Genomic DNA, 20,090 nt, shown 5'->3' with positions numbered 1-20,090 from the left:
ACGAAGAAAGGATTCGTCATGGCAGTGAAGACCGTGACCGACGACAGCTTTGGCACGGACGTGCTCGATGCGTCCGGCTTGGTGCTCGTCGACTTCTGGGCGACCTGGTGCGGCCCCTGTAAGCAGATCGCGCCCGCGCTCGAAGACATCGCCGGTGACATGGAAGGCAAGATCGAGGTCGCCAAGGTCGACATCGACGACAACCCGAACACCCCCGGTCAGTACGGCGTGCGGGGCGTGCCGACCCTGATGATCTTCAAGGACGGCGAGCCGATCGCGACCAAGGTCGGTGCCGCACCGAAGAGCCAGCTCGAAGCCTGGGTCAAGCAGACGCTCGAGAACGCCGGACCGGACCGCCAAACCGCTTGAGGCTTCTTCCTCCGCAAACGAAGGCCCCGGACGGAACGTCCGGGGCCTTCGTCTATCTACGACCGGATGGCAGCGTCAGACGCGGCGGGCGGCAGCGACCTTGTCCGCCGACGAGACGTCCGGCGACGCCGCCTCTTCGGACGGATCGGCGTCGCTGACGATCACCGGGTAGGCCGGCTCCGGCGCCTTCGTCTCGGCTTCGCCTTCGGTCGGCTGCGCCGGTTCCTCGGCTTCCTCCGATGCGGGGGGGGCGGTGAGGAACAAGAGGTCGTCTTCGCTGAGTGCGGTGTTCACGACCTCGAGCGGCGGCGGCGCGAGGCGGGCATGGTCGCCATACTCTTCGACGAGGCGGCGCCAGCCTTCGGTGGTCAGCGAGAAGGTGCCGTCCGCACCGAGGCTCGGGTCGCGCGGTGCTTCGGCCGCACGTTCGAGCCAGGGCTCCGCGGCCGCCTTTCCGTGCTGACCTTCCACGGCGTCGGCCATAACCGCGAAGGTATGCGCGGTCGGGCGGTCCTTGAGGAGCGGCAGCAGCAGCTCCTGTGCCTGAGCGTACTCGCCGAGGATGACGTGCTGCTCGGCGAGGAGGAGGCGGCTCTCGGCGTGGCCTTCGTTCTGCGCGGCGAGCTTGCGCAGCCTCGCCGCCCGCTTCTGAGGAGACTGGTCCGCCAGGATGTCCGTCATCGTCCGCGCGATGGCGCGGTGCGGCGCGGCAGCCCAGGCCGCGTCGAGCGTCTTCAGCGCTCGGTTCCGCTTGCCGTTCGCCGCCTCTTCGCGGGCGGCGAGAACGGCGGCGGGCGCAAAGCCAGGGGCCTTCTTGAGTGCGGCCTCGGCGTCGCGCTTCGCGCCCTCCCGGTCCCCGGAGTCCTTCGCGGCGTAGGCGCCAGCGGTCAGGAGAGCGGCCTCCTTACGCGCGGCATCGGCACCGGTCTGCGTGCCGTGCTTGCCCGCGAGCAGCAGCGCCTCGCGCGCGTCGCCCCAGCCGCCCCGTTCGAGGCTCAGGCGGTAGACGCTGTCGAAGGCCCAGGGCGCGCCGGGACGCAGGCGGAAGGCCCGGTCGGCATAGGCCTTGGCCTCGTCCTTGTCGCCGCGCGCCATGGCCTGGAGATAAAGACCACGCAGCCCGAGGAATTCGGTCTCGGGCGCTTCCAACATGGCGGCGTAGCTCTCGCGTGCCGTCTGGTCGTCGCCCGCCAGTTGTGCGGCCTGCGCCGTGAGGAGGCGGGTCAGGGCGGGCTGCTCGAGGTTGCGCTGGGCGAGGAGGGCGTTGCGCTGCGCGTCCTCGGCGTCGCCGGCCGCGACCGCTTCGAGGCCGCGGGTGAGCGCCACCATGCCGCGCGTCTGCTGCTTGGCCTGGCGCCGGCGGCGGAGCCGTGTCGGCAACCCCGCGAGCGCCGAGACGATGGTGGTCCCGAAGATCAGGAGGACACCGGCGAACATGAGAAGGCCGATGAACGCCGCGGTCGAGCCCGAGATCGATCGGCTACCGATCCGGACTTCGGTGAAGCCCTCGATGCCCATGACCCAGATCGCGGTGAACGCGACCAGGGCGACCGCGACCAGGTAGAGGAAGATGCGCAGCATCGCGTTTCCTTAGCCGCGCTGGCCGAGCGCCGCGCGTTCTAGCGCGTCGATCCGGCTTTGAACCTCGACCCTGGCCTGAGCATCCTCGATCCAGGGCGCGAAGGCGTCCCGGGCGGGGCCTTCGAGGGCGGAGAGCTCTTCGAGCGCGCCTTCCAAGTCCCCGGCGTCGAGGTCCACCTCGGCGCGGGAGATCACGGCGGAGGGCGCGTCGCCCTCGACCTCGCCGACCTCGCGGACGGTGAACAGGGCGGTGACGTTGGCCCAAAGGCGGCCGAGCACGCCCTCGGCATCGCCGCGCCTTACGCTGGAGAGCGCTTCACGCGCTGTCGTCGAGAAGCGCTCGCGCAGCTCCTGCTCGGTCGGCAGGCCCTCTGCGGCGTAGGGCCGAGCCATCCGAAGCGACTGCGCATTCGGCGCCAGCCGTTCGACGTCGGCGAGTTGGCGGGCGAACGGGTTGCCCTGCTCGACTTGGCTTCCGAGGTTCGACAGCGCGAGCACGAGGACACCTTGCTGCGAAGCGGAGGCGTCGCGGCTCTGAAGGACTTCGAGCCGGTCTTGAAGCTGCGCGATGCGTTGGTTGGAGCGTTGGTCCTGCTCGCTCAGCGCAGCGCGGAGGCGCTCGACCTCGGCTTCGGTCTCGGCGATCGCGTTGCGGATCACGGTCTGGGCTTCGGCCAGCACGTCCTGCCGCAGGTCCTGACGGACTTCGTCGATGCGCTCGTCGAAGTCCTGGCCGCTCGCGACCACGGCCGGGCGGGGCTGAATGGCTTGCGGGCCTTCGTCTCGTTCGGCCTCGGGCTGCTCGCTTACGGCGTCGCCGCCTGCCAGCGGCGCAACCTGGCCGGTTGGGCGGGGAGCGCTCTGCCGCGCTTGTTCGGGCTCGGCCTCAGTCGTTCCGTCTTCGGCAGGCGCGGTCTCGGCGCTCTGGATCTCGTCAGAATCCGGGACCTGAGCGGGCGCCTCGTCCTGGGTGAACGCCTCAGTCTGCTCTTCGGTCGGCTCTTCTTGTTCGGCCGGTGATGCCGGGGGGAAGAAGTTGGGATCGTCGTCGCCGGTCTGGCGCTCCGCCTCCGCGACGGTCTCGGCGGGCTCGGGCGTATCTTCGCGCGGGGCGGCAGCGGCGGACCGTTCCTCCTGCGGCGCCGAGCCTTGAGGTTCGGGGGCCCCTTCAGCGGCCGCGTCGCTTCCGCCGGTGTCCTGCGCCGCGGCCTCGCGGGCCTGGCGGCGCGCGCGGTTCCGCTCTGCAGCCCGCGCGATCAGCGCGTTCTGACGGTCCGTCGGCGCTTCGGCCTGTTCGGTGCGCGCCGGGGCGGCCGGCCCTTCTTCGGTCGTGGGCGCGGCGAAGAAGTTGGGATCGCTATCCGCAGCGGCCGCTCCAGCGGCAGCGTCCGCCCGCGAAGCGGCCTCGCGCGTGCCCGGCGCAGCCCGCGCTGTGATCGGGCGATCGGTCTGCGCGTCGAGCTCGTTGCCTGGGAAGGGGCGGGTCTCGGTGGCGGTGGCGGGGTCGGCCTCGCCGCCCGCTAGCCTCGTGCCGTCGTTCTGCGTCTCGAAGAGCAGCCAGAACACGGCGCCGGCGATGACGAGGAGGAGGACGAGCGTCGTCCATACCCGTCCGGCGCCGCGCGGCTTGGCCTTCCGCGCGGCCTGCGGCTCGTCGGTCGTCATCGCTTCGGGCTCGACGGGTTCGGCGGTGACAGGCTCCGCCGCGACGGGCTCGTCATCGACGATCTCGGCATCGACGGCTTCGGGATCGGACGTCGCCGGAGAGGGCGAAGTGTCCGTCGTGTCGATCGCCTCTTCGTTCTCGTTCTCAGACGTGTCGAGCGTGTTCTTGCCGGCCATTCGAATCCTCGCGGGGTGAGCGCCCGAAGGCAGCAAGGGGCCTGCCACGGCGCTGGGAATCAGGTCGGGCGGATCGCCGCCCCTCCCTTCGGTTATGAAGATGCGCCCGAAAGGATGTCAACGAAGCCGCTGTCGTCTGGCGTCGGCGGGACGATCACGTCCGCGAAGGGCAAGGATCGCGCGGCCTCGGCCACCGCCGCGCTCAGCGCTACGCAGCGGGTCGCCGAGAGGCCGCTCCGAATTCCTGCCTCCTCGACCAGACGGGCGAGCAGACGCGCGGAGCGGGGAGAGTAGAGAAGAACGAAGGCGAGGCCGTCCCTGATCGCGGTCGTCGCGGCGCGCGGAAGCGTGAGGGCGGGGGCGGCTTCGTAGAGGACGGCGCGGCTCGCGGAGACGCCCGCCTGCGTGAGGCTCGCTGCCAGGTCGCCTGCGGCTTGGACGCCGGACACGTGCAGGACGCGGCCGGGCCGAGCCCGTGCGATCAGCGCGGCGAGGGAGGCAACGTCGCCTTCGGCGACGCCGGCGATCGGCAAGCCGGCCTTGCGGGCGGCGGCGGCGGAGGCGGCGCCGACGGCGTAGACGGGGAGCGCGCCGCCGCCTGCGGCCGCGTAGGCGCGCACGCCGTTGGCCGAGGTGAAGGCGAGAACATCGGCGGGCGGCGCGTCGAGAAGCGCCTCCGGGCGCATCCGGATCGTCATTAAAGGCGCCACGACCGGCGCAAGGCCGGCGCGGCGAACCATTTCGGCGGCTCGGTCCGCGTCGGGTTGCGGCCGAGTGACGAGGACGGTTCTCACCGCGACAGCATCTCTACGAGAAGGGGGCCTGCTTCCTCGGCCAACTCCTGCGCCATCTCGGCACCGGCGGCGATGGCGTCGAGGAGGCAGTCGTCATGGTCGCGGCCATGAAGCGCGATGGTCCGCTCGCGGCGCATGGCTCGTTTCCCGTCGAGCGTCAGGATCTGCGCCTCGAAGTGCAGCTTGCCGCCCCGCACCTGGGCGAGGCCGGCCATGGGCGTGCGGCATGAGCCGTCGAGCGCCGCGACGAAGGCCCGCTCGGCGGCGGTGGCGAGTTCGGTCGGCACGTCGTTGATCGCGCCGCAGGCGGCCCGCGCCGCTTCGTCGTCCTCGCGCGACTGGACGCAGAGGACACCTTGGCCGAGGGCGGGAAGCATGACGTCCGGCTCGAGCACGCGGCGGACGACGTCGGTCCGCCCGAGCCGGACGAGGCCCGCCTCGGCGAGGAAGGTGCCGTCGGCGGCGCCTGCTTCGAGCTTGCCGAGCCGGGTCTGCACGTTGCCCCGCATCTCCACGATCGAGAGGTCCGGGCGCCGCCGCAGGGCCTGCGCTGCGCGCCGGACGGAGCTGGTGCCGACGCGCGCACCCTGCGGCAGGTCGTCGAGCGTGCCGCCGCCAGGGCTCAAGAACGCGTCGCGGGGATCGTCCCGGGGCGGCGTCGCGGCCTGGATGAGGCCGGTCGGCATCTCGGCGGGCAGGTCCTTCATCGAGTGGACCGCGATGTCGGCTTCCTTCGTCAGGAGCGCCATCTCGATCTCTTTGACGAAGAGGCCCTTGCCGCCGATCTCGGCGAGGCTGCCGGTCTGCTGGCGGTCGCCGGTCGTCACGAAGGTGAGGATCGGGAAGGCCTCTTCCGCCGCCGCCGCGTCCACCCCCAACGCCGCAGCGAGGCGGGCGCGCACCATCTCGCCCTGCGCCACGGCGAGGGGCGATCTACGGGTCGCGATGCGGAGGTAGGGGCGATCGGACAAGGCGAGGGGGTCCCAGCTACGAAAGGCGTGCTAGGGGCGCCCCATGAGAGGCGCAACACCATGCTGATCCTCGGCATCGAGAGCAGCTGCGACGACACCGCCGCCGCCGTGGTGCGGGCGGGGGAAGGCGCGCGTGCCGAGGTGCTGTCCTCCGTCGCGCTCGGCCAGGACGAGGCGCATGCCCCTTACGGCGGCGTCGTGCCCGAGATCGCCGCGCGCGCCCACGCCGAACGTCTGGACGAGGTCGTGGACAGAGCGGTCGAACAAGCAGGCGTGAGCTATGGCGAACTCGATCGGATCGCCGCCACCGCCGGGCCCGGCCTCGTCGGCGGCGTGATGGCGGGGCTGACCGTAGGAAAGGGCCTCGCCCTGGCACTCGGCGTACCGCTCGTGCCCGTGAACCACCTCGCAGGGCACGCGCTCTCCGTCCTCCTCGAGGCGGAGGTCGCCTTCCCCTACCTCTTGCTCCTCGTCTCAGGCGGTCACAGTCAGCTCCTCTTGGTCGAGGGGCCGGACGCGTTCCGCCGCCTCGGCACCACGATCGACGATGCGGCGGGCGAAGCCTTCGACAAGACGGCGAAGCTGCTCGGGCTATCGGGCGGCGGGGCTGGCGTGCAGCGCGCGGGCGAGGGCGGAAACGCCAGGCGGTTCCGCATGCCGCGGCCGCTCTTGGGGCGTCCGGGCTGCGACTTTTCCTTTTCGGGCATGAAGACGGCGGTGCGCCAGACGGCGGAGGGCCTGGCGCCCCTGTCGGACGGCGACCTTCGCGACCTGGCCGCGAGTTTCCAAGCGGGCGCGGCGGACCACCTCGTCCGGCAGACCGAGGCCGCGATGATGATGTCGCCCGCGCGGACGACCCGGCTCGTCGCGGCGGGGGGCGTCGCCGCGAACGCGCACCTGCGAGAACGGCTCGGCACGTTGGTCGAGAAGCGTGGCTGGTCGCTGACCGTGCCGTCCTTGCGCTACTGCACGGACAACGCCGCGATGATCGCGCTGGCGGGCGCCTATGTGGACCCCTCCGAGGACGCGCTCGGCACGGCGCCGCGTCCACGCTGGCCACTCGACGAGGACGTGGCCGGCATCGGCGGCGGACGAAAGGGCCCCAAGGCCTGAAGGAGACGGAATGACGATCGGACGCGAACCCTTCGAGCGGATCTACGTCGCCGGCGCCGGCAGCTGGGGCACGGCGCTGGCCGCGCTCTGCGCGCGGGCGGGACGGCAGACCTCGATCTGGTCGCGGGGCGAGGAGATCGCCGGGCAGATCAACGAGGAGCATAGAAACGCTACCTACCTGCCGGAGATAGAGCTGCCTTCAACGCTACGGGCGACTACCGATCGTGCTGCGGCCTGCGAGGCGGAGGGAATCCTCTTAGTGGTTCCGGCCCAGGCCGCGCGCGACGAACTCGTCGCCCTGCGCGAGGCGACGGGCGGCGCGGCGATGCCGGTCGCGCTCTGCTGCAAGGGGATCGAACGGGGGACGGGGCGCCTGATGCATCAGGTGCTGAAGGAGGCCTGGCCCGAGGCGCTCGGCGCGGTCCTGTCCGGGCCGAGCTTCGCGGCGGACGTGGCGCGCGGCCTGCCGACGGCGGTGACGTTGGCGGACCCGGACGAGAGTTGTGGCACGCGTTGGCTCGGCACGCTCGCGACCGAGACCTTCCGCCCCTACTACTCGCCCGACGTCCTCGGCGCCGAGCTCGGCGGCGCGATCAAGAACGTCCTCGCCATCGCCTGCGGCATTGTCGAGGGCAGGGGGCTCGGCGAGAGCGCCAAGGCCGCCCTGATGGCGCGCGGCTTCGCCGAGGCGAAACGCTTCGCCCTCGGCATGGGCGCGAAGCCCGAGACGCTCGCGGGGCTGTCCGGCCTCGGCGACCTCATCCTCACCTGCTCCTCACGCCAGTCGCGCAACATGTCGCTCGGCTACGAGATGGGGCAGGGGCGGCGCGCGGCAGACGTCATCGCGGAGAGGCGCACGGTGTCGGAGGGGGCCGCCACGGCGCCGGTCCTGGTCTCCCTCGCGCGAGAGCGGGGGACGGACATGCCGATCACGGAGGCGGTCGCAGCGCTGTTGTCCGGCGAGCTGGCCGTGGACGAAGCGATCGCAGACCTGATGAACCGTCCGCTGAAGATAGAAGGGTAGATGTCCGTATCGGGCGGCGCGGCTCGCCGCCCCGGCCGGACCGAAGAGGGGGCAATGCAGTTTCTAACCTACGCGCCGATCTCCACGGCGCTTCACCTGCGCGTCGGCTGCGACCCTCGGGCCTCGTCCTACGGGCGCGTGCTCGCGGCGCTGCCGCCCGAAGACGGTGAACTCGAAGTTCCGAACGCCCGCATTGCCGGGAACGAGTTCGAAGACCTGGCCGAGGACGGCTACGACCTGAGGCTCGTCGTCTACACGCCGCGCCGGCCCGAGGGGACGGCGCGAGTCCGCTACCACATCTACCAAACCGGCGTGACCGTCGCCGAGGTGACGCTCGACTTGGACGAGCCGCCCGACGCAGAGCGTGTCCAAAAGGAGGTGCAGGCGCGAACGAAGGCGCTTCTGACGGCGCATGAGCGGGACTTGCAAATGCTCATCCTCCGCTTGGCACGGTGCATCCCGACCGATCTTCTGCGTGAAGAACGTCGTAATGAAGTTGCCCCAAGCAATTGGATATCCCGCGCCGCCGTCTTGAAAGAGGCCGACCTCGAGGTTCCGGCGATACAGCGCTTCGTGCGCGATTGGCTGCGTCATACCATCCGGCCAGAAGACGCGGAGGCGGTGCTGAACGGACGGTGCGACCAATCCATGACTTGGCTGAACTACGTCGTGGTACGAACGACCGAGGAACGCCTCGCGCAGCTCTCCGCCGTCATGCGCCTCTCGCAGGCCGTTTGGACGGCGCAGGTTCGGCTCAACAACGCCATGCGGGAGACGCTGGCCGTCAACCTCCACTCTCCGAAGATCAGGGAAGCGAGCCGAGAGCTGCGGGCAGGCCGAGCCAGAATGCAGATGCTTCGTATCCAGTACGAGACGCTGCAAGGATACATGAACCGCGATAACCTTCGTCTGCTCAAAGACATCATGGATGGTTGGCAGTTCGATCAACTCATGACGCTCGGCGAACGGATGGCCGCGCTCGCGTCTGCGCGCATCGACGAGATCACGGCGCAGCGCGGGGAACGCAGCGGCCTCGTGACCGACCTCATCCTGGTCGCGATCGGTCTGATCGCGGTCTTGGAACTGTCCTTGTACCTCACCGAGTTCAGCCGAGAGATGATGACGCGCCCGGCGCTCGGCTACACGGACGAGGGCGTCTCGAACATCCTCGCGTTCTTTGCCGGCATCGACGCCGATCTGATGTTCCTCTCCGGCCTCGGGCTCGTCGCAACTTTGGGACTCATCTATGTCTACTGGAAGACGCGCCGCTAGCATCCTGATCGGGCTCCTGGGCTTCTTCGGCGCGAGGTCCGTCGCGCAGGAGGCACTGCCGATCTACACCGACACTTGGCGGCCCTTCGTAAGCGGTGAAGGCGAAGAGCCCGGCGCCGCGACCAGGGTGATGCGCCTCGTCGCGACGGAGATGGGGGCCCTCCCCGAGTTTCGTCGTTTCGACTTCGGCTACGCCTACGTCCTGGTCCGCGACGGGCGCGCGCCGCTGGCGTTTCCCTACATCAAGACGGACGAGCGGGCGGGAGAGGTCGTCTTCTCGAAGGCCCCGATCCTATCCATGCGCAACCGCGTCTACGTGAACCGCCGCTTCCGTGCTGCGGACGGCGTGCCGGCGGGGGCGGAAGCGGGGGAGGTCTTGTTCGGGCGGGTGGCCGGCTACTCCTACGGTCCCACGATCGACGCCCTGATCGAGCGGCAGGACGCACCGGCGCGTGTCTTCGGCAGTGACCGGGACGCGCTGGCGCAATTGTTGGCCGGCGAGGTCGACGCCGTACCGATGGCCGAATCCGTGGCGCAGGCGATCCTGCCCCGAGAGTTCGCGGCGTGGGAGAAGCTGGTTCACGCGGCCTCCGGTATCGAGGACGAAACGCCGCTTCACGTCATCGCGCCGAGAACCCCCGAAGGCGAAGCGCTGATGGCCCGCTTCGACGCCGCCTATGCGCGCCTGGTCGAGGAGGAACTCCTGGTTTCCGGCGAGACCCTGCCGGCACCGCTGCCGGACCGGGCCCGCGACCGTGGACGGATCATCGCGGCGGAGGGCAATCCGATCGCGCTCGGACGGTCATGGCTCGGCGGGGACGCCGTTCACGAATGCGTTGAGACCGCCGCGCAAGCAGAGGAAAGCGGCGACCGGTTCGCCCTGCCGCCGGGGACGAGCTTCATGGTCCTCGCGTGGAGTTGCGGCGCCGCGAACGCTTCTCCTACGGCTCGCCTCTACAAGACGATGACGGATGAGAGCCGCGTGCTCATCCTCGATGGTCCTTCGTCCGGCCGCGAGCTTCTGGTGAAGAACATGCACATCGCGGTCGGACCATGACCCTGGCCCTGATCGGTTGGACCGGTACGCTTCTCTACCTGATCAACCACGTCCTGTTGTCCCGGGCCGGGGGCGCGGCGAGCCCGCGCTACTACGCACTGAACCTGGCCGCCGCCGCGGCGCTGACCTTCACGTCCTTCATCGAAGCGTCATGGCAGGCCGTCGGTACGAACCTCTTTTGGACCGTCGTCAGCCTCTACGCACTCGTCGGACGGGAGGAGGGACCGGCGCTCGCCTTGCGGCCCGAATGGGTTTTGTGGCCACTCGCGGCGCTTGGCGGCGTCGGGGTCGCGATGGTTCCCTTCGTGCCGCTCGGCGGCATCGAGACGCTGGGCTGGTCGGGCACCTTGGCCTTCAGCGGGTCGTACCTTCTGTTCTCCGCCGGGCGGATCGCGCGTCGGAGCTTCCTGGGCGTCAACGCGCTCGCCGCGCTCGCGCTCATTCCCGTCCTGACGGTCGACGCGAACTGGCCCGTCCTCGGCCTCGAGGTCGCTTGGTTCGCTCTGTCGGCATGGGGCTGGCGCACCAGCAGCGAACGGCGGGCCGTCAGTCCGCTGTGACCCGCTCGCGGCGAAGCTCGCTTGCCCGGCGCTTGACGCTCTCGGTCTTGAGCTGCCCGCAGGCCGCGCCGACGTCGCGGCCCCGCGGCGTACGGATGGGCGAGGCGTAGCCCGCGCGGTTGATGATCTCCGCGAAGGCTTCGATCCGGTCCCAATCCGAGCACTCGTAAGGAGAGCCGGCCCAGGGGTTGAACGGGATCAGGTTGATCTTCGCGGGAATGCCCTTGAGCAGGCGCACCAGCTCGCGCGCCTCGGCGTCGGAGTCGTTGACGCCCTTCAGCATCACGTACTCGAAGGTGATCCGCTTGGCGTTCGACGTGCCGGGGTAGCGGCGGCAGGCATCGAGGAGCTCTGCGATCGGCCACTTCTTGTTGATCGGGACCAGCTCGTCGCGGAGCGCGTCGTTGGTCGCGTGCAGGCTGATCGCCAGCATCGCGTCCGTGCGCTCGCCGAGCGCGTCCATCTGGCTGACGACGCCCGAGGTCGACACGGTGATGCGGCGGCGCGAGATCGAGATGCCCTCGCCGTCGGAGATCACGTCGATCGCGGCGGCCACGCTGTCCAGCGCGTAGAGCGGCTCGCCCATGCCCATGAAGACGATGTTCGACAGCTTGCGGTCGTCGCGCCCCGAAGGCCACTCCTCGATGTCGTCCTTGCAGGCGAGGACCTGCCCGACGATCTCGGCGGGCGTCAGGTTGCGAACCAGGGCCTGGGTGCCGGTGTGGCAGAAGGTGCAGTTCAGCGTGCAGCCGACCTGGCTCGACACGCACAACGCGCCCGCACGGCCGACGCCGGGGATGAAGACCGCCTCGGCCTCGACGCCGGGACCGAACCGCAAGAGGTATTTGCGCGTGCCGTCCGACGAGACCCGTCGCTCGACCATCTCGGGGCGGGTGAGGACGTAGCGCTCCGCCATCTGCGCGCGCATCGGGCCCGCGATGTTGGTCATCGCGGCGAAGTCCGTCACGCCGTGATTGTAGAGCCAACCCCAGACCTGGGAGGCGCGCATCTTCGCCTTCTTCGGGTCCAGACCGAGATCCTCGGCGAGGCGTGCGGCGAGTTCGGGCCGCGTCAGGCCGATCAGGCTGACGGGCGCCGCTTCGCGCGCCGGGCGCGGCCGGGAGAGGTCGAGGGTAACGGACATGCCGCGCCATTTAAGGCAGGCGGGACCGTCATGCCAGGGGCCGCCACGCACCACGTGGCGGCATGAAGGTCAGATGGACGCCATCAGCTGGACGAAGGCCGCCTTCGTGACCTCGATGTCGCCGAAGAGGCGATCATAGGCGCTGCGCACCGCGGGAAGGTCGCTCGCCTTGCCTGCGTACTCGATCTCGCGCGCCGTCTCGGCCATGCGCACGGCGCCGAGGTTGCTGGCGGAACCCTTCAGCGCGTGCGCGGCCTTGGCGATCGCGTCGATGTCCTGCGAGGACAGCGCGTTGCTCAGCTGGTCGGCGAGCTCGTCATTGGACTGCCAGAAGGCGTCCAGGATCGGCTCGACCGCTTCCTTGCCGGCGGCATGGGCGAGTACCGTCAGTTGCTCGGCCTCGATCACGTTCTGCGTCATCGCTTTCCCCTCCTTGCGTCGGGTGCCACCCAACCCGAATAAGTCGCGCGCGCAGCGGTTCCTTCACCGCCCGCGCGGCGCGAGGACGCCCCCGCCCCCGAAGCCGCTATGGCTACCCGGGCAGTGTCTGCTAGGAGGCGTAAAAGAACGCCTAACGATTTGGGCAGGTTCAGGGCGATCAGCGGGCAAAGAGGGCGAACGGATGGCGGCGACGAGCACGGGTCAGGAGACTTGGTCAGGGAAAGCCGCCTTCGTCTTCGCCGCTGTCGGATCGGCCGTAGGCCTCGGAAACCTTTGGCGGTTTCCCTACGCGGCCGGTGAGAACGGCGGCGGCGCCTTCGTCCTCCTCTACATTCTATGCATCGTGGCGATCGGCTTGCCCGTCCTGGCGGCGGAGCTTTTCTTGGGACGCCGCGGCGGCGGCTCGGCGGTCGCGGCGATTCGGCGGCTGGCCGAAGCGGACGGGCGCTCCGGCGCTTGGTCGCTCTTTGCCTGGGTCGGCATGGTCGCGAGCTTCTTGATCGTCACCTTCTACTCGGTGATCGCCGGCTGGGTGCTCTACTACGCCTGGACGCTGATCGTGGACCTCTTCACCTCGATCGCGGATCAAGGGCTCGCCGGGCTGACGGGCGGTGCGTTCCACGGGCAGGAGCGCGCGGCGATCGAGGGGCAGCTCGGTCAGCTTCTCGCCTCGCCGGGCAAGATGATCCTCTGCCACGCCATCTTCATCGGCCTTACGACCTGGATCGTCAGCCGCGGCGTCAAGGGAGGGATCGAGGCGGCCGTCACGATCCTCATGCCGACCTTCTTCGTCCTCCTCGTCATCCTGTCGATCTTCGCGATGATCCAAGGACAGGCCGTCACGGCGCTCGGTTTCCTCTTCGCGCCGGACTGGAGTGCGTTGGGCGAACGGCTGTCGGACGGTTCGATCCTGCTCTCGGCCATCGGCCAAGCGTTCTTCTCCTTGTCCTTGGGCTCGGCGATGATGATCACCTACGGGCTCTACCTTGGGCGGGACCAGTCGATCCCCGGTTCGGCCTCCATCGTCGTCGCGGCTGATACGGGTGTCGCCCTCATAGCCGGGCTCGCGATCTTCCCCATCGTCTTCCAGTTCGGGCTCGAGCCTGCCGGCGGGCCAGGCCTCATGTTCGGCACCTTGCCGCTCGCCTTCAGCCAGATGCCCTTCGGTTCGATCTTCGGGATCGCCTTCTTCCTGATGGCCTTCTTCGCGGCGCTGACCTCGTCGATCTCGCTGCTCGAGGTCGCCACCGCCTTCGCCGACGGCGACGTCGACCTCGACGTCGAGGAGAAGCGGCGCAGGCGCGTGGTCGGCGCGGCCGTGCTCGGCTTGGTCGCGTTCCTGGTGGGCTGCGGCCACGCGCTCTCCGTGGTGCCCGCGGAGGTCGCCGACACCTTCTTCAACGACTGGCACCCCTTGGGCTTCCTTCCGCTGTTCGAAGGGCAGACGCTGCTCGATGCGACGGACGGGCTGACGACCTACGTGCTTCTGCCGTTCGGTGGGCTCATGACCGCGATCTTCGCGGGCTGGGTCGTGTCCCGGACCGCGAGCCGGGAGGAGCTGCACTTCGCGTCCGAGGCGGGCTACCGCCGCTGGCGCTTCCTCGTGCGTTGGGTCTGCCCTCTCTTCGTCGGGGCCGTGCTCGTCTACGGTGCGGTCGTCTCGCCGTGGCTGAGCGGGCGGCCAGCCGCCGAAGCCGAGCCGGTCGAGACCGCGCCCGCCCTGCCGCCCGAGCAGCAGTAGCGTTCAGCCAGCGAAGCTGTCGGTCGCCTGGACGAGGGCGGAAACGATGCCAGGCTCCGAGGCCGCGTGGCCGGCATCCGGCACGACGACCAGCTTTCCGCCGGGCCACGCGCGGTCCAGCTCGAAGGCGGTCTTCATCGGCGTAACGACGTCGTAGCGGCCTTGAACGATGACGCCGGGCAGCGTGCCGAGCCGCGACGCCTCATCGATGATCCAGCCTTCGCGTTCGAAGAAGCCGCCCGCCCGGAAGTAATGGTTCTCGATGCGGGCGAAGGCGAGGGCGAAACGCTCCCCCGAGAAGCTCTGCATCCGCTCCTGCGAGGGACGCAGGGAGACCGTCGTACCTTCCCAAACCGACCAGGCCCGGGCCGCTTCGAGCCGGACGCTCGCGTCATCGGCGTCGAGCCGCGCGGCGTAGGCCGCCATCAGGTCATCCCGCTCGGCTTCGGGGATCGGCGCCAGGAACGCTTCCCATGCATCGGGATAGATCCAGTTCGCGCCCTCCTTGTAGAACCAGTCGAGCTCTTCCCGGCGCAGCGTGAAGATGCCGCGCAGGACGAGTTCGCTGACCCGGTCGGTGTGGACGAGGGCGTAGGAGAGGGCGAGCGTCGAGCCCCAGGAGCCGCCGAAGACTTGCCAGCGCTCGATCCCGAGGTGCCGACGCAACGCCTCCATGTCCTCGATCAGGTGCCAGGTCGTGTTCTCGCGCAGCTCGGCATGAGGGGTCGAACGGCCGCACCCTCGCTGATCGAAGAGCACGATCCGGTAGCGGGCAGGGTCGAAGTAGCGCCGCATCGACGGGGTCGACCCGCCGCCGGGCCCGCCGTGACAGACGACGACAGGCTTGCCCGCCGGGTTGCCCGAGACCTCGTAGTAGATCTCGTGCAGCGCGGAGACGCGCAAGCGCCCGCGCTCGGTCGGCTCGATGGCAGGATAGAGGGAACGTCGCGTCATCGACTAAGGGGTTGAAACTGAACGTTGAGGGTGCGCCACTTGCGCGGCGGTGATATTGTCGGGTTCCTGTTTGGAATAGAGTAACACTCTGGCGACACAACCCCATCTTCGGGGTCGTCTCACCGGACGGCAGCTCTGGCTCCGTAAGCCTGGCCCCGTAAGCCTGGACGAGGGATGGATGAAAGCACGTCTCGCGATCGCAAGCTTCGGTGCCTTCTCTTTGTGCAGCTGCGCGAGCGTGACGGTCTCCCTGCCGGGTCTCGGCGGGGGAGAGGTCGCGGATGCGGCGCCTGTTCAGGAACGGATCGCCTTGACCGAAGCCTTGGCGGCGCTCGACGCCTCCGTGCCGCCCGAGCCTACGGCCAACGAAGCGCTGGGACTGATCGTCTTCGGGGGGCACGACAGGGCCCGGAAGGCCGCCGCCGAGGCGTACCTCCAGGGCGTCACGGCGCCGGACCCCTTGCCCGCCGTCTTCGCCGACATCGACGAGGCCCTCAGGCGGGCGCGGGCCGTGGCGGAGGCAGGCCAGGCCGCGGCGACGGCGCTCGTTCCGGTCATGGACGACGTCGCCCTTCTGGAAGACGCGATCGGCGATGTCCGTCGCTGCGCTACGCTCTACACGGACGCCTTGGGGTTGATCCGCGACAAGCAGGACGAAGCGGTACGGCTGAGCAAGACCGAGATCCGCGCCGTCAAGGACGCCTTCACCGACGCGGCCCGCGACATCAGCGCTTCCGCGGACAGGGTCGCGGCGCGACTCTCCGACGTGCCCGAGCGGCTCGCTCTGCCGAGCATGGGTACGGCGTCCGCCGGCTTCTAGGGTGACGTCCTCTTCACCGTGCCCGGCACGATCCGTGCGGGCGCCGGACTTGCCGCGCGCCGGAACGTTCGCGGCGCGACCACGCTCACAGCACGCCGTCGAGGACGCTCAGCGCACTAACGACCTTCTTCGTCCGGTCCGAGAAGAGCGTGTCCGTGTAGTAGGCGGAGGCCGCCCGCTTCGAGACCTCCGTCAGGGTCGGATAGGGCGCGATCATCGACGTTATCGCCGTCAGTTTGAGTTCGCTGCTGACGGCTAGCGCCCAAAGCCCGATCAACTCGCCCGCGTTCTTCCCGACGATGCCGGCGCCTAAGACCTTGCCGCCCTTGCCGACGATCACCTTGGCGAAGCCCTGCGGGGTCCGCTCAGCGATGGCGCGATCGTTCTCATGATAGGCGAACCGCGCCACCTTATGGTCGATCTTCTTCGCCTCGGCCTCGGTCAGGCCGATCTGCGCGAGCTCGGGATCGGTGTAGGTGACGTGCGGCGCCTTCGCGGCCGCCTCGTTCTTCGCCTTCGAGACTTTGAAGAGCATGTTCCTGACGACGAGGCCGGCATGGTAGCCCGCGACGTGCGTGAACTTGAGGCCGCCCGCGACGTCGCCCACCGCCCAGACGCGCCGGTTCGTCGTGCGCAGGTACTCGTCGACCTTCACGCCGTTCTCGTCGGTCTCCACCCCTGCCGCTTCCAGCCCGAGTTTCTCTATGTTGGGCTCACGGCCGACCGCGACGAGGAGGTGGCTTCCGGCGACCTCGAACGTCCGGCCATCCCGCTCGGCGCGCAGGGTGAGGCCGCCATTCCCGTTCTTCTCGACAAGGACGACCTTCGCATCTTCTTCGATGCGGACGCCGTCCTGCGAGACGGCCTTACGGACCTCAGCGACCAGTTCCGGGTCGTCCTTGCCAAGGATCGCTCCGCCTTCGACCACCGTGACGTCCGAGCCGAGGCGGCGGTGGGCCTGCGCCATCTCGAGGCCGATCGGGCCCCCACCGATGATGATGAGGTGGCGCGGTCGTTCGGTAAGGTCGAACAGGATCTCGTTGGTGAGGTAGGGAACCTGATCGAGGCCTTCGATCGCCGGAACGGAAGGACGCGATCCGGTTGCGAGAACGAAGTGCTTGGCGCGCACAGTGGTGTCCCCGGCGACCAGCGTATCGGGACCGGTGAAGCGCGCCCAGGCGCGGATGACCGTGACGCCGAGGCCCTCGTAACGCTCGACCGAATCGTTGGGCGCGATCGTCTCGATGACGCCGCGGACGTGCTCGTGCACCTTCGCGAAGTCGACTTCCGGTTCAGCCAGGGTGACGCCGAAGCGGCCCGCCTCCCTTGCGTGCTGAGCCGCCTTTCCCGCGGCCAGGAGCGCCTTGGAGGGCACGCACCCGAAGTTGAGGCAGTCGCCCCCCATCTGCGCACCTTCGATGAGAACGGTCTTTCGGCCGAGCTGGGACGTTCCGTAAGCTGTGGAAAGTCCGCCCGAACCCGCACCGATGACGCAGACATCGGCTTCGATGTCGCCGCGCGGCGGCGCGCCGGGGGCCGGGTGCTCAGTCTCGAAGGCCATGGTCAACTCCGTAGGTGGTCGGACCGTCATACGCTCGGCCAGCCCGGGGTGAATCAGCCGTTCCCAGCCGCCCTACCGCCGCGTCGCCGAAGGGACCTATAGGCGACGGGCACCAAGGCGAGCGCGATCAGCCCGATGAGCGGCAAGACGATCTCGGGCTGCGTCAGGAGCGCGCCGAGGCTCAAGTCACCGGCGTCGGCGACGCCAGCCGCGATGCCGTTGCCGATCGAAACGTAGACGAAGCTGCCCGGGATGATCCCAAGCAAGGTGCCGAGCGTGTAGTTGCGGAGCCGGACCCCGGCGACGCCCCCCGCGATGTTGACCGCCCAGAAGGGGAAGAGGGGCACGAGCCGCAGGATGAACATGTAGCTCAGTTCGTTCTCGGCGAAGCCGTCGCGCATCTTCGCAACGAAGCCTCCGGCCCTCCGGCGCAGACTGTCGCCGAACACCGTTCTCGCCGCGAGGTAGAGGAGGACCGCACCCGCGGTGGCGCCGACGACGACGACGCCGGTCCCGACCCAAAGGCCGAACAGGAATCCGCTGGCGATCGTGAGGAACGACGCCCCTGGAAAGCTGATCGCCACGAGGAGGGTATAGGCCAGGACGAAGAGGACGACTGAGCGCAGGTAGAAGTCGCCTATGAAGCCCTCGAGCTCGGTTTGATGATCCTGAAGCGCGTCGAGCGACAAGTAGCGGTAGGCGCCGCTGACGAAGAATATGCCGAGCGCGAGGGCGATGACGCCGATCGGTGCGAAGCGCTTCCATGATGGGCCTGATGCGGTCCGCGGCGGGGAAGACGACGTCACAAAGGTACTTCCCGTATCGGGGCTTCTCGCCGGGCATCTGTGTAGTGGGATGCGCGAGCCATCATCGCTCGTAACAGCGAGCCGACATGACGTCGAGGAAGGCGCACACCGACAGATTGAAGGCGATGACCATGTCGCCGAACGCTTCCGGCCCGCGCGCTGCTCACCGCCACTCTCGCGCCAAACGCATCCGAAGATCGACCCGCAGCGTCCAGAGGGACGCAATCCGCACGGTAATACGGTTCGCGCAACGCCAAGCCCGCTTGGTTCCGATCCCTCTTGGCGAGATTTGGTGGCGCTAGGCCGGCTAAGCCCACGCCTGGCGTCGCCTTTTCACGCTGCCCTCCTAGATCGGAATCATGGCCGCCCGGCCGCCGTCACCGATCCAAAGGGATGAAGCCGCACGCCGCTCTCGCGTTCCTACCGCTCATGCTCCTCCTAGGCTGCATCGCCGGGCCGGATTACCGTCGCCCGTCGACGCCGGACGAGGCGGCATACGTCGTGCCCGACGATCCGACCGTGGCCGCCGCGGTGGGCGGCGATCAGCGCTTCCTGCGCGGCGGAACGGCACCCGCCGGATGGTGGCAGTGGTTCGGTTCTTCTTCGCTCGACGCGCTCGTCGCACGGGGCTTCGAAGGCAATTTGACGCTCGAGGCGGCCCGCGCGCGGCTGCGCGGCGCGCGGGCGACGCTCGCGGCGCGGCGGGGCCTCCGCGCGCCGGAACTGATCGGTGATGCCTCCGCCTCCTATGGCCAGGGACGAGGAGCCGGCGGAACAGCCGCCGCGTTCGACGGCGGCGTCGGCGATGACGGCGGGACGGGGCCGACCGGTACGGGAGAAGGGAATTCCTCCGGCGCGGACGACGGAACCGGGGAAGAAACGGGTGGTGGGACCGACCTTGCGACCGGCGGCACAGGTCGCGACGACGCTTACGAGGTGTACACCGCCGGCGCCACCGTGACCTACGACCTCGACCTTGCGGGTCGGAACCGTCGCCTCGTCGAGGCGGCTGGCGCCGAGCTCGAACGGCAACGTCAAGAACTACAAGCGGCCTACCTCGCGGTGGCGGGGAACATCGTCAGTACGGCGCTGGAGCTTGCGGCCCTTCGCGATCAGATAGACGCGCGCGAGGCGCTGATCGCGAGCCAGGAAGATCGAATCGACCTCATCAGGGTTCGCGTAGAGGAAGGTGCCTCCGCACGTGCAGACCTCGTCACGGCCCTCGCAGACGTCGCGGCGCTGCGCGCGACCGTTCCGCCGCTGCGGACGCAGCTTTCGCAGACCGAGAATGCGCTCGCCCGCCTGACGGGCCGCCCGCCCGCCGACGCCGGATCGTTTCGGATCACCCTAGCCGAGCTGAACCTCCCCGACGACGTCCCGATCGCCCTTCCTTCGCGTCTCGTCAGGACGCGGCCGGACGTCCTCGCTTCGGAGTCCCTTCTGCGCCGAGCCAGCGCGGAGATTGGCGTCGCAGCGGCGGACCTCTACCCGAACCTGACGCTCGATGCGGGCTTCGGCGTGGGCGGAACGGGCGGCGCGCTCGATAGCTTCTGGTCCGTAGGCGGTGGCCTCTTCGCGCCGATCTTCGACGGCGGACGGCGGCGGGCCGAACGCGACGTAGCGGTCGCCGCTTACGAAGAGGCGTTGGCGCTCTACCGCGACCGTGTCCTTGCCGCCTTTACGGAAGTTGCGGACGGCATCCGTGCGCTCGAAAACGACGCCGTGAGCCTCGCCGCCCAGGAGGTCGCGCTCGATGCTGCTTCCGAAAGCTACGACCTCGCCCTGTTTCGACTGAACGAGGGGGCGATCAGCCCGATCGAGGTCTCCGTCGTCCAACAACGCTACGAGGAGGCGCGCTTCGCCTATATCGACGCGTTGGCGCAGCGGTTTCAGGACACGGCACGCCTTCTTGCCGCCCTGGGTCCGGGGCCCGTCGACGAGGTCCGCTTGGCCGCCGACGAAGATCGCCGACACCTCGCCGCGACGCGCGAGGCGCTGAACGACGGCGAGAACCCCGTAAGCTTGGTGAGCGAACGATGA

The 20,090-nt window shown here is 69.2% G+C and carries 18 protein-coding genes; 9 read left to right on the top strand and 9 right to left on the bottom strand.

Features of this window, described 5'->3' with window-relative positions; translation table 11 throughout:
• Window positions 1-18 precede the first annotated feature (18 nt).
• Window positions 19-369: a thioredoxin gene (gene trxA / locus GGQ59_RS00310; RefSeq protein ID WP_183814763.1), complete on the top strand. Its 351-nt coding sequence runs from the start codon at window positions 19-21 to the stop codon at window positions 367-369.
• Window positions 370-444: 75 nt separating this feature from the next.
• On the opposite strand, the gene GGQ59_RS00305 is transcribed toward trxA, so the two are convergent.
• The 4 genes from GGQ59_RS00305 to hemC all read right to left on the bottom strand — a co-directional run bounded on the left by GGQ59_RS00305 (window position 445) and on the right by hemC (window position 5,557).
• Entirely contained in the window at window positions 445-1,950 is a 1,506-nt protein-coding gene (locus tag GGQ59_RS00305) for a heme biosynthesis protein HemY (protein ID WP_183814761.1), read from the bottom strand.
• Window positions 1,951-1,959: 9 nt separating this feature from the next.
• On the bottom strand, window positions 1,960-3,792 hold the full coding sequence (locus GGQ59_RS00300) for a mitofilin family membrane protein (protein ID WP_183814759.1): 1,833 nt from the start codon (window positions 3,790-3,792) through the stop codon (window positions 1,960-1,962).
• Window positions 3,793-3,884: 92 nt separating this feature from the next.
• Window positions 3,885-4,532 (bottom strand): uroporphyrinogen-III synthase, encoded by a 648-nt coding sequence (locus GGQ59_RS00295; RefSeq protein WP_183814757.1) that lies wholly within the window; start codon window positions 4,530-4,532, stop codon window positions 3,885-3,887.
• Between the two features lie 50 nt (window positions 4,533-4,582).
• Entirely contained in the window at window positions 4,583-5,557 is a 975-nt protein-coding gene (gene hemC, locus GGQ59_RS00290; protein WP_183814755.1) for a hydroxymethylbilane synthase, read from the bottom strand.
• Between the two features lie 60 nt (window positions 5,558-5,617).
• Here hemC and tsaD point away from each other — a divergent pair, with 60 nt between their 5' ends.
• Genes tsaD through GGQ59_RS00265 form a run of 5 tightly spaced genes read left to right on the top strand, consistent with a single transcriptional unit; the run spans window position 5,618 to window position 10,583 of the window.
• Window positions 5,618-6,670 (top strand): tRNA (adenosine(37)-N6)-threonylcarbamoyltransferase complex transferase subunit TsaD, encoded by a 1,053-nt coding sequence (gene tsaD / locus GGQ59_RS00285; protein ID WP_183814753.1) that lies wholly within the window; start codon window positions 5,618-5,620, stop codon window positions 6,668-6,670.
• A 10-nt stretch (window positions 6,671-6,680) separates the two neighbouring features.
• The gene (locus tag GGQ59_RS00280) at window positions 6,681-7,694 is read left to right on the top strand and encodes an NAD(P)H-dependent glycerol-3-phosphate dehydrogenase (RefSeq protein ID WP_183814751.1); all 1,014 of its coding nucleotides are present in this window, start codon (window positions 6,681-6,683) and stop codon (window positions 7,692-7,694) included.
• Between the two features lie 54 nt (window positions 7,695-7,748).
• On the top strand, window positions 7,749-8,966 hold the full coding sequence (locus GGQ59_RS00275; RefSeq protein ID WP_183814749.1) for a hypothetical protein: 1,218 nt from the start codon (window positions 7,749-7,751) through the stop codon (window positions 8,964-8,966).
• Complete coding sequence (locus GGQ59_RS00270) at window positions 8,941-10,023, top strand: substrate-binding periplasmic protein (RefSeq protein ID WP_183814747.1); 1,083 nt, start codon at window positions 8,941-8,943, stop codon at window positions 10,021-10,023. Before GGQ59_RS00275 ends, GGQ59_RS00270 begins: the two co-directional genes overlap by 26 nt.
• Window positions 10,020-10,583, top strand: coding sequence for a CBU_0592 family membrane protein (locus GGQ59_RS00265; RefSeq protein WP_183814745.1), 564 nt, complete (start codon window positions 10,020-10,022; stop codon window positions 10,581-10,583). The genes GGQ59_RS00270 and GGQ59_RS00265 overlap by 4 nt, the downstream gene beginning before the upstream one ends.
• Here GGQ59_RS00265 and rlmN read toward each other — a convergent pair.
• Together rlmN and GGQ59_RS00255 are read right to left on the bottom strand one after the other, a co-directional pair.
• On the bottom strand, window positions 10,570-11,727 hold the full coding sequence (gene rlmN / locus GGQ59_RS00260) for a dual-specificity RNA methyltransferase RlmN (RefSeq protein WP_183814743.1): 1,158 nt from the start codon (window positions 11,725-11,727) through the stop codon (window positions 10,570-10,572). The genes GGQ59_RS00265 and rlmN overlap by 14 nt on opposite strands.
• Before the next feature lie 69 nt (window positions 11,728-11,796).
• Window positions 11,797-12,147 (bottom strand): Hpt domain-containing protein, encoded by a 351-nt coding sequence (locus GGQ59_RS00255; RefSeq protein ID WP_183814741.1) that lies wholly within the window; start codon window positions 12,145-12,147, stop codon window positions 11,797-11,799.
• A gap of 202 nt (window positions 12,148-12,349) precedes the next feature.
• Between GGQ59_RS00255 and GGQ59_RS00250 the strand changes: the two genes are divergently transcribed.
• Window positions 12,350-13,909: a sodium-dependent transporter gene (locus GGQ59_RS00250; protein ID WP_183814740.1), complete on the top strand. Its 1,560-nt coding sequence runs from the start codon at window positions 12,350-12,352 to the stop codon at window positions 13,907-13,909.
• A gap of 3 nt (window positions 13,910-13,912) precedes the next feature.
• Here the strand turns inward: GGQ59_RS00250 and pip are convergent, their stop codons facing one another.
• Window positions 13,913-14,863: a prolyl aminopeptidase gene (gene pip, locus GGQ59_RS00245; protein WP_183814739.1), complete on the bottom strand. Its 951-nt coding sequence runs from the start codon at window positions 14,861-14,863 to the stop codon at window positions 13,913-13,915.
• Between the two features lie 178 nt (window positions 14,864-15,041).
• On the opposite strand from pip, the gene GGQ59_RS00240 reads away from it, so the two are divergent.
• Window positions 15,042-15,683: a hypothetical protein gene (locus GGQ59_RS00240; protein WP_183814738.1), complete on the top strand. Its 642-nt coding sequence runs from the start codon at window positions 15,042-15,044 to the stop codon at window positions 15,681-15,683.
• 85 nt (window positions 15,684-15,768) lie between these two features.
• Here GGQ59_RS00240 and GGQ59_RS00235 read toward each other — a convergent pair whose 3' ends face one another.
• Together GGQ59_RS00235 and GGQ59_RS00230 are read right to left on the bottom strand one after the other, a co-directional pair.
• On the bottom strand, window positions 15,769-17,244 hold the full coding sequence (locus GGQ59_RS00235) for a dihydrolipoyl dehydrogenase family protein (protein WP_183814737.1): 1,476 nt from the start codon (window positions 17,242-17,244) through the stop codon (window positions 15,769-15,771).
• A gap of 53 nt (window positions 17,245-17,297) precedes the next feature.
• Window positions 17,298-18,050, bottom strand: coding sequence for a VTT domain-containing protein (locus GGQ59_RS00230; RefSeq protein ID WP_183814736.1), 753 nt, complete (start codon window positions 18,048-18,050; stop codon window positions 17,298-17,300).
• Window positions 18,051-18,443: 393 nt separating this feature from the next.
• On the opposite strand from GGQ59_RS00230, the gene GGQ59_RS00225 reads away from it, so the two are divergent.
• On the top strand, window positions 18,444-20,090 hold the full coding sequence (locus GGQ59_RS00225) for an efflux transporter outer membrane subunit (RefSeq protein WP_183814735.1): 1,647 nt from the start codon (window positions 18,444-18,446) through the stop codon (window positions 20,088-20,090).

Origin of the sequence: Parvularcula dongshanensis, from assembly GCF_014199615.1 — a bacterium.
In the GTDB taxonomy this organism is placed as follows: domain Bacteria; phylum Pseudomonadota; class Alphaproteobacteria; order Caulobacterales; family Parvularculaceae; genus Parvularcula; species Parvularcula dongshanensis.
Note: the sequence above shows the minus strand (reverse complement) of the source record. Positions and strands in the feature narration are given on the sequence as shown.

Bases quoted from the DNA above. Each gene is read 5' to 3' on its own strand.
- GGQ59_RS00305 (WP_183814761.1), bottom strand. From the start codon at position 1,950: ATGCTGCGCATCTTCCTCTACCTGGTCGCGGTCGCCCTGGTCGCGTTC.
- GGQ59_RS00280 (WP_183814751.1), top strand. From the start codon at position 6,681: ATGACGATCGGACGCGAACCCTTCGAGCGGATCTACGTCGCCGGCGCC.
- GGQ59_RS00250 (WP_183814740.1), top strand. From the start codon at position 12,350: ATGGCGGCGACGAGCACGGGTCAGGAGACTTGGTCAGGGAAAGCCGCC.
- GGQ59_RS00270 (WP_183814747.1), top strand. From the start codon at position 8,941: ATGTCTACTGGAAGACGCGCCGCTAGCATCCTGATCGGGCTCCTGGGC.
- rlmN (WP_183814743.1), bottom strand. From the start codon at position 11,727: ATGTCCGTTACCCTCGACCTCTCCCGGCCGCGCCCGGCGCGCGAAGCG.
- GGQ59_RS00300 (WP_183814759.1), bottom strand. From the start codon at position 3,792: ATGGCCGGCAAGAACACGCTCGACACGTCTGAGAACGAGAACGAAGAG.
- GGQ59_RS00225 (WP_183814735.1), top strand. From the start codon at position 18,444: ATGAAGCCGCACGCCGCTCTCGCGTTCCTACCGCTCATGCTCCTCCTA.
- GGQ59_RS00275 (WP_183814749.1), top strand. From the start codon at position 7,749: ATGCAGTTTCTAACCTACGCGCCGATCTCCACGGCGCTTCACCTGCGC.
- GGQ59_RS00235 (WP_183814737.1), bottom strand. From the start codon at position 17,244: ATGGCCTTCGAGACTGAGCACCCGGCCCCCGGCGCGCCGCCGCGCGGC.
- pip (WP_183814739.1), bottom strand. From the start codon at position 14,863: ATGACGCGACGTTCCCTCTATCCTGCCATCGAGCCGACCGAGCGCGGG.
- GGQ59_RS00295 (WP_183814757.1), bottom strand. From the start codon at position 4,532: ATGGTTCGCCGCGCCGGCCTTGCGCCGGTCGTGGCGCCTTTAATGACG.
- GGQ59_RS00265 (WP_183814745.1), top strand. From the start codon at position 10,020: ATGACCCTGGCCCTGATCGGTTGGACCGGTACGCTTCTCTACCTGATC.
- GGQ59_RS00240 (WP_183814738.1), top strand. From the start codon at position 15,042: ATGAAAGCACGTCTCGCGATCGCAAGCTTCGGTGCCTTCTCTTTGTGC.
- tsaD (WP_183814753.1), top strand. From the start codon at position 5,618: ATGCTGATCCTCGGCATCGAGAGCAGCTGCGACGACACCGCCGCCGCC.
- GGQ59_RS00255 (WP_183814741.1), bottom strand. From the start codon at position 12,147: ATGACGCAGAACGTGATCGAGGCCGAGCAACTGACGGTACTCGCCCAT.
- trxA (WP_183814763.1), top strand. From the start codon at position 19: ATGGCAGTGAAGACCGTGACCGACGACAGCTTTGGCACGGACGTGCTC.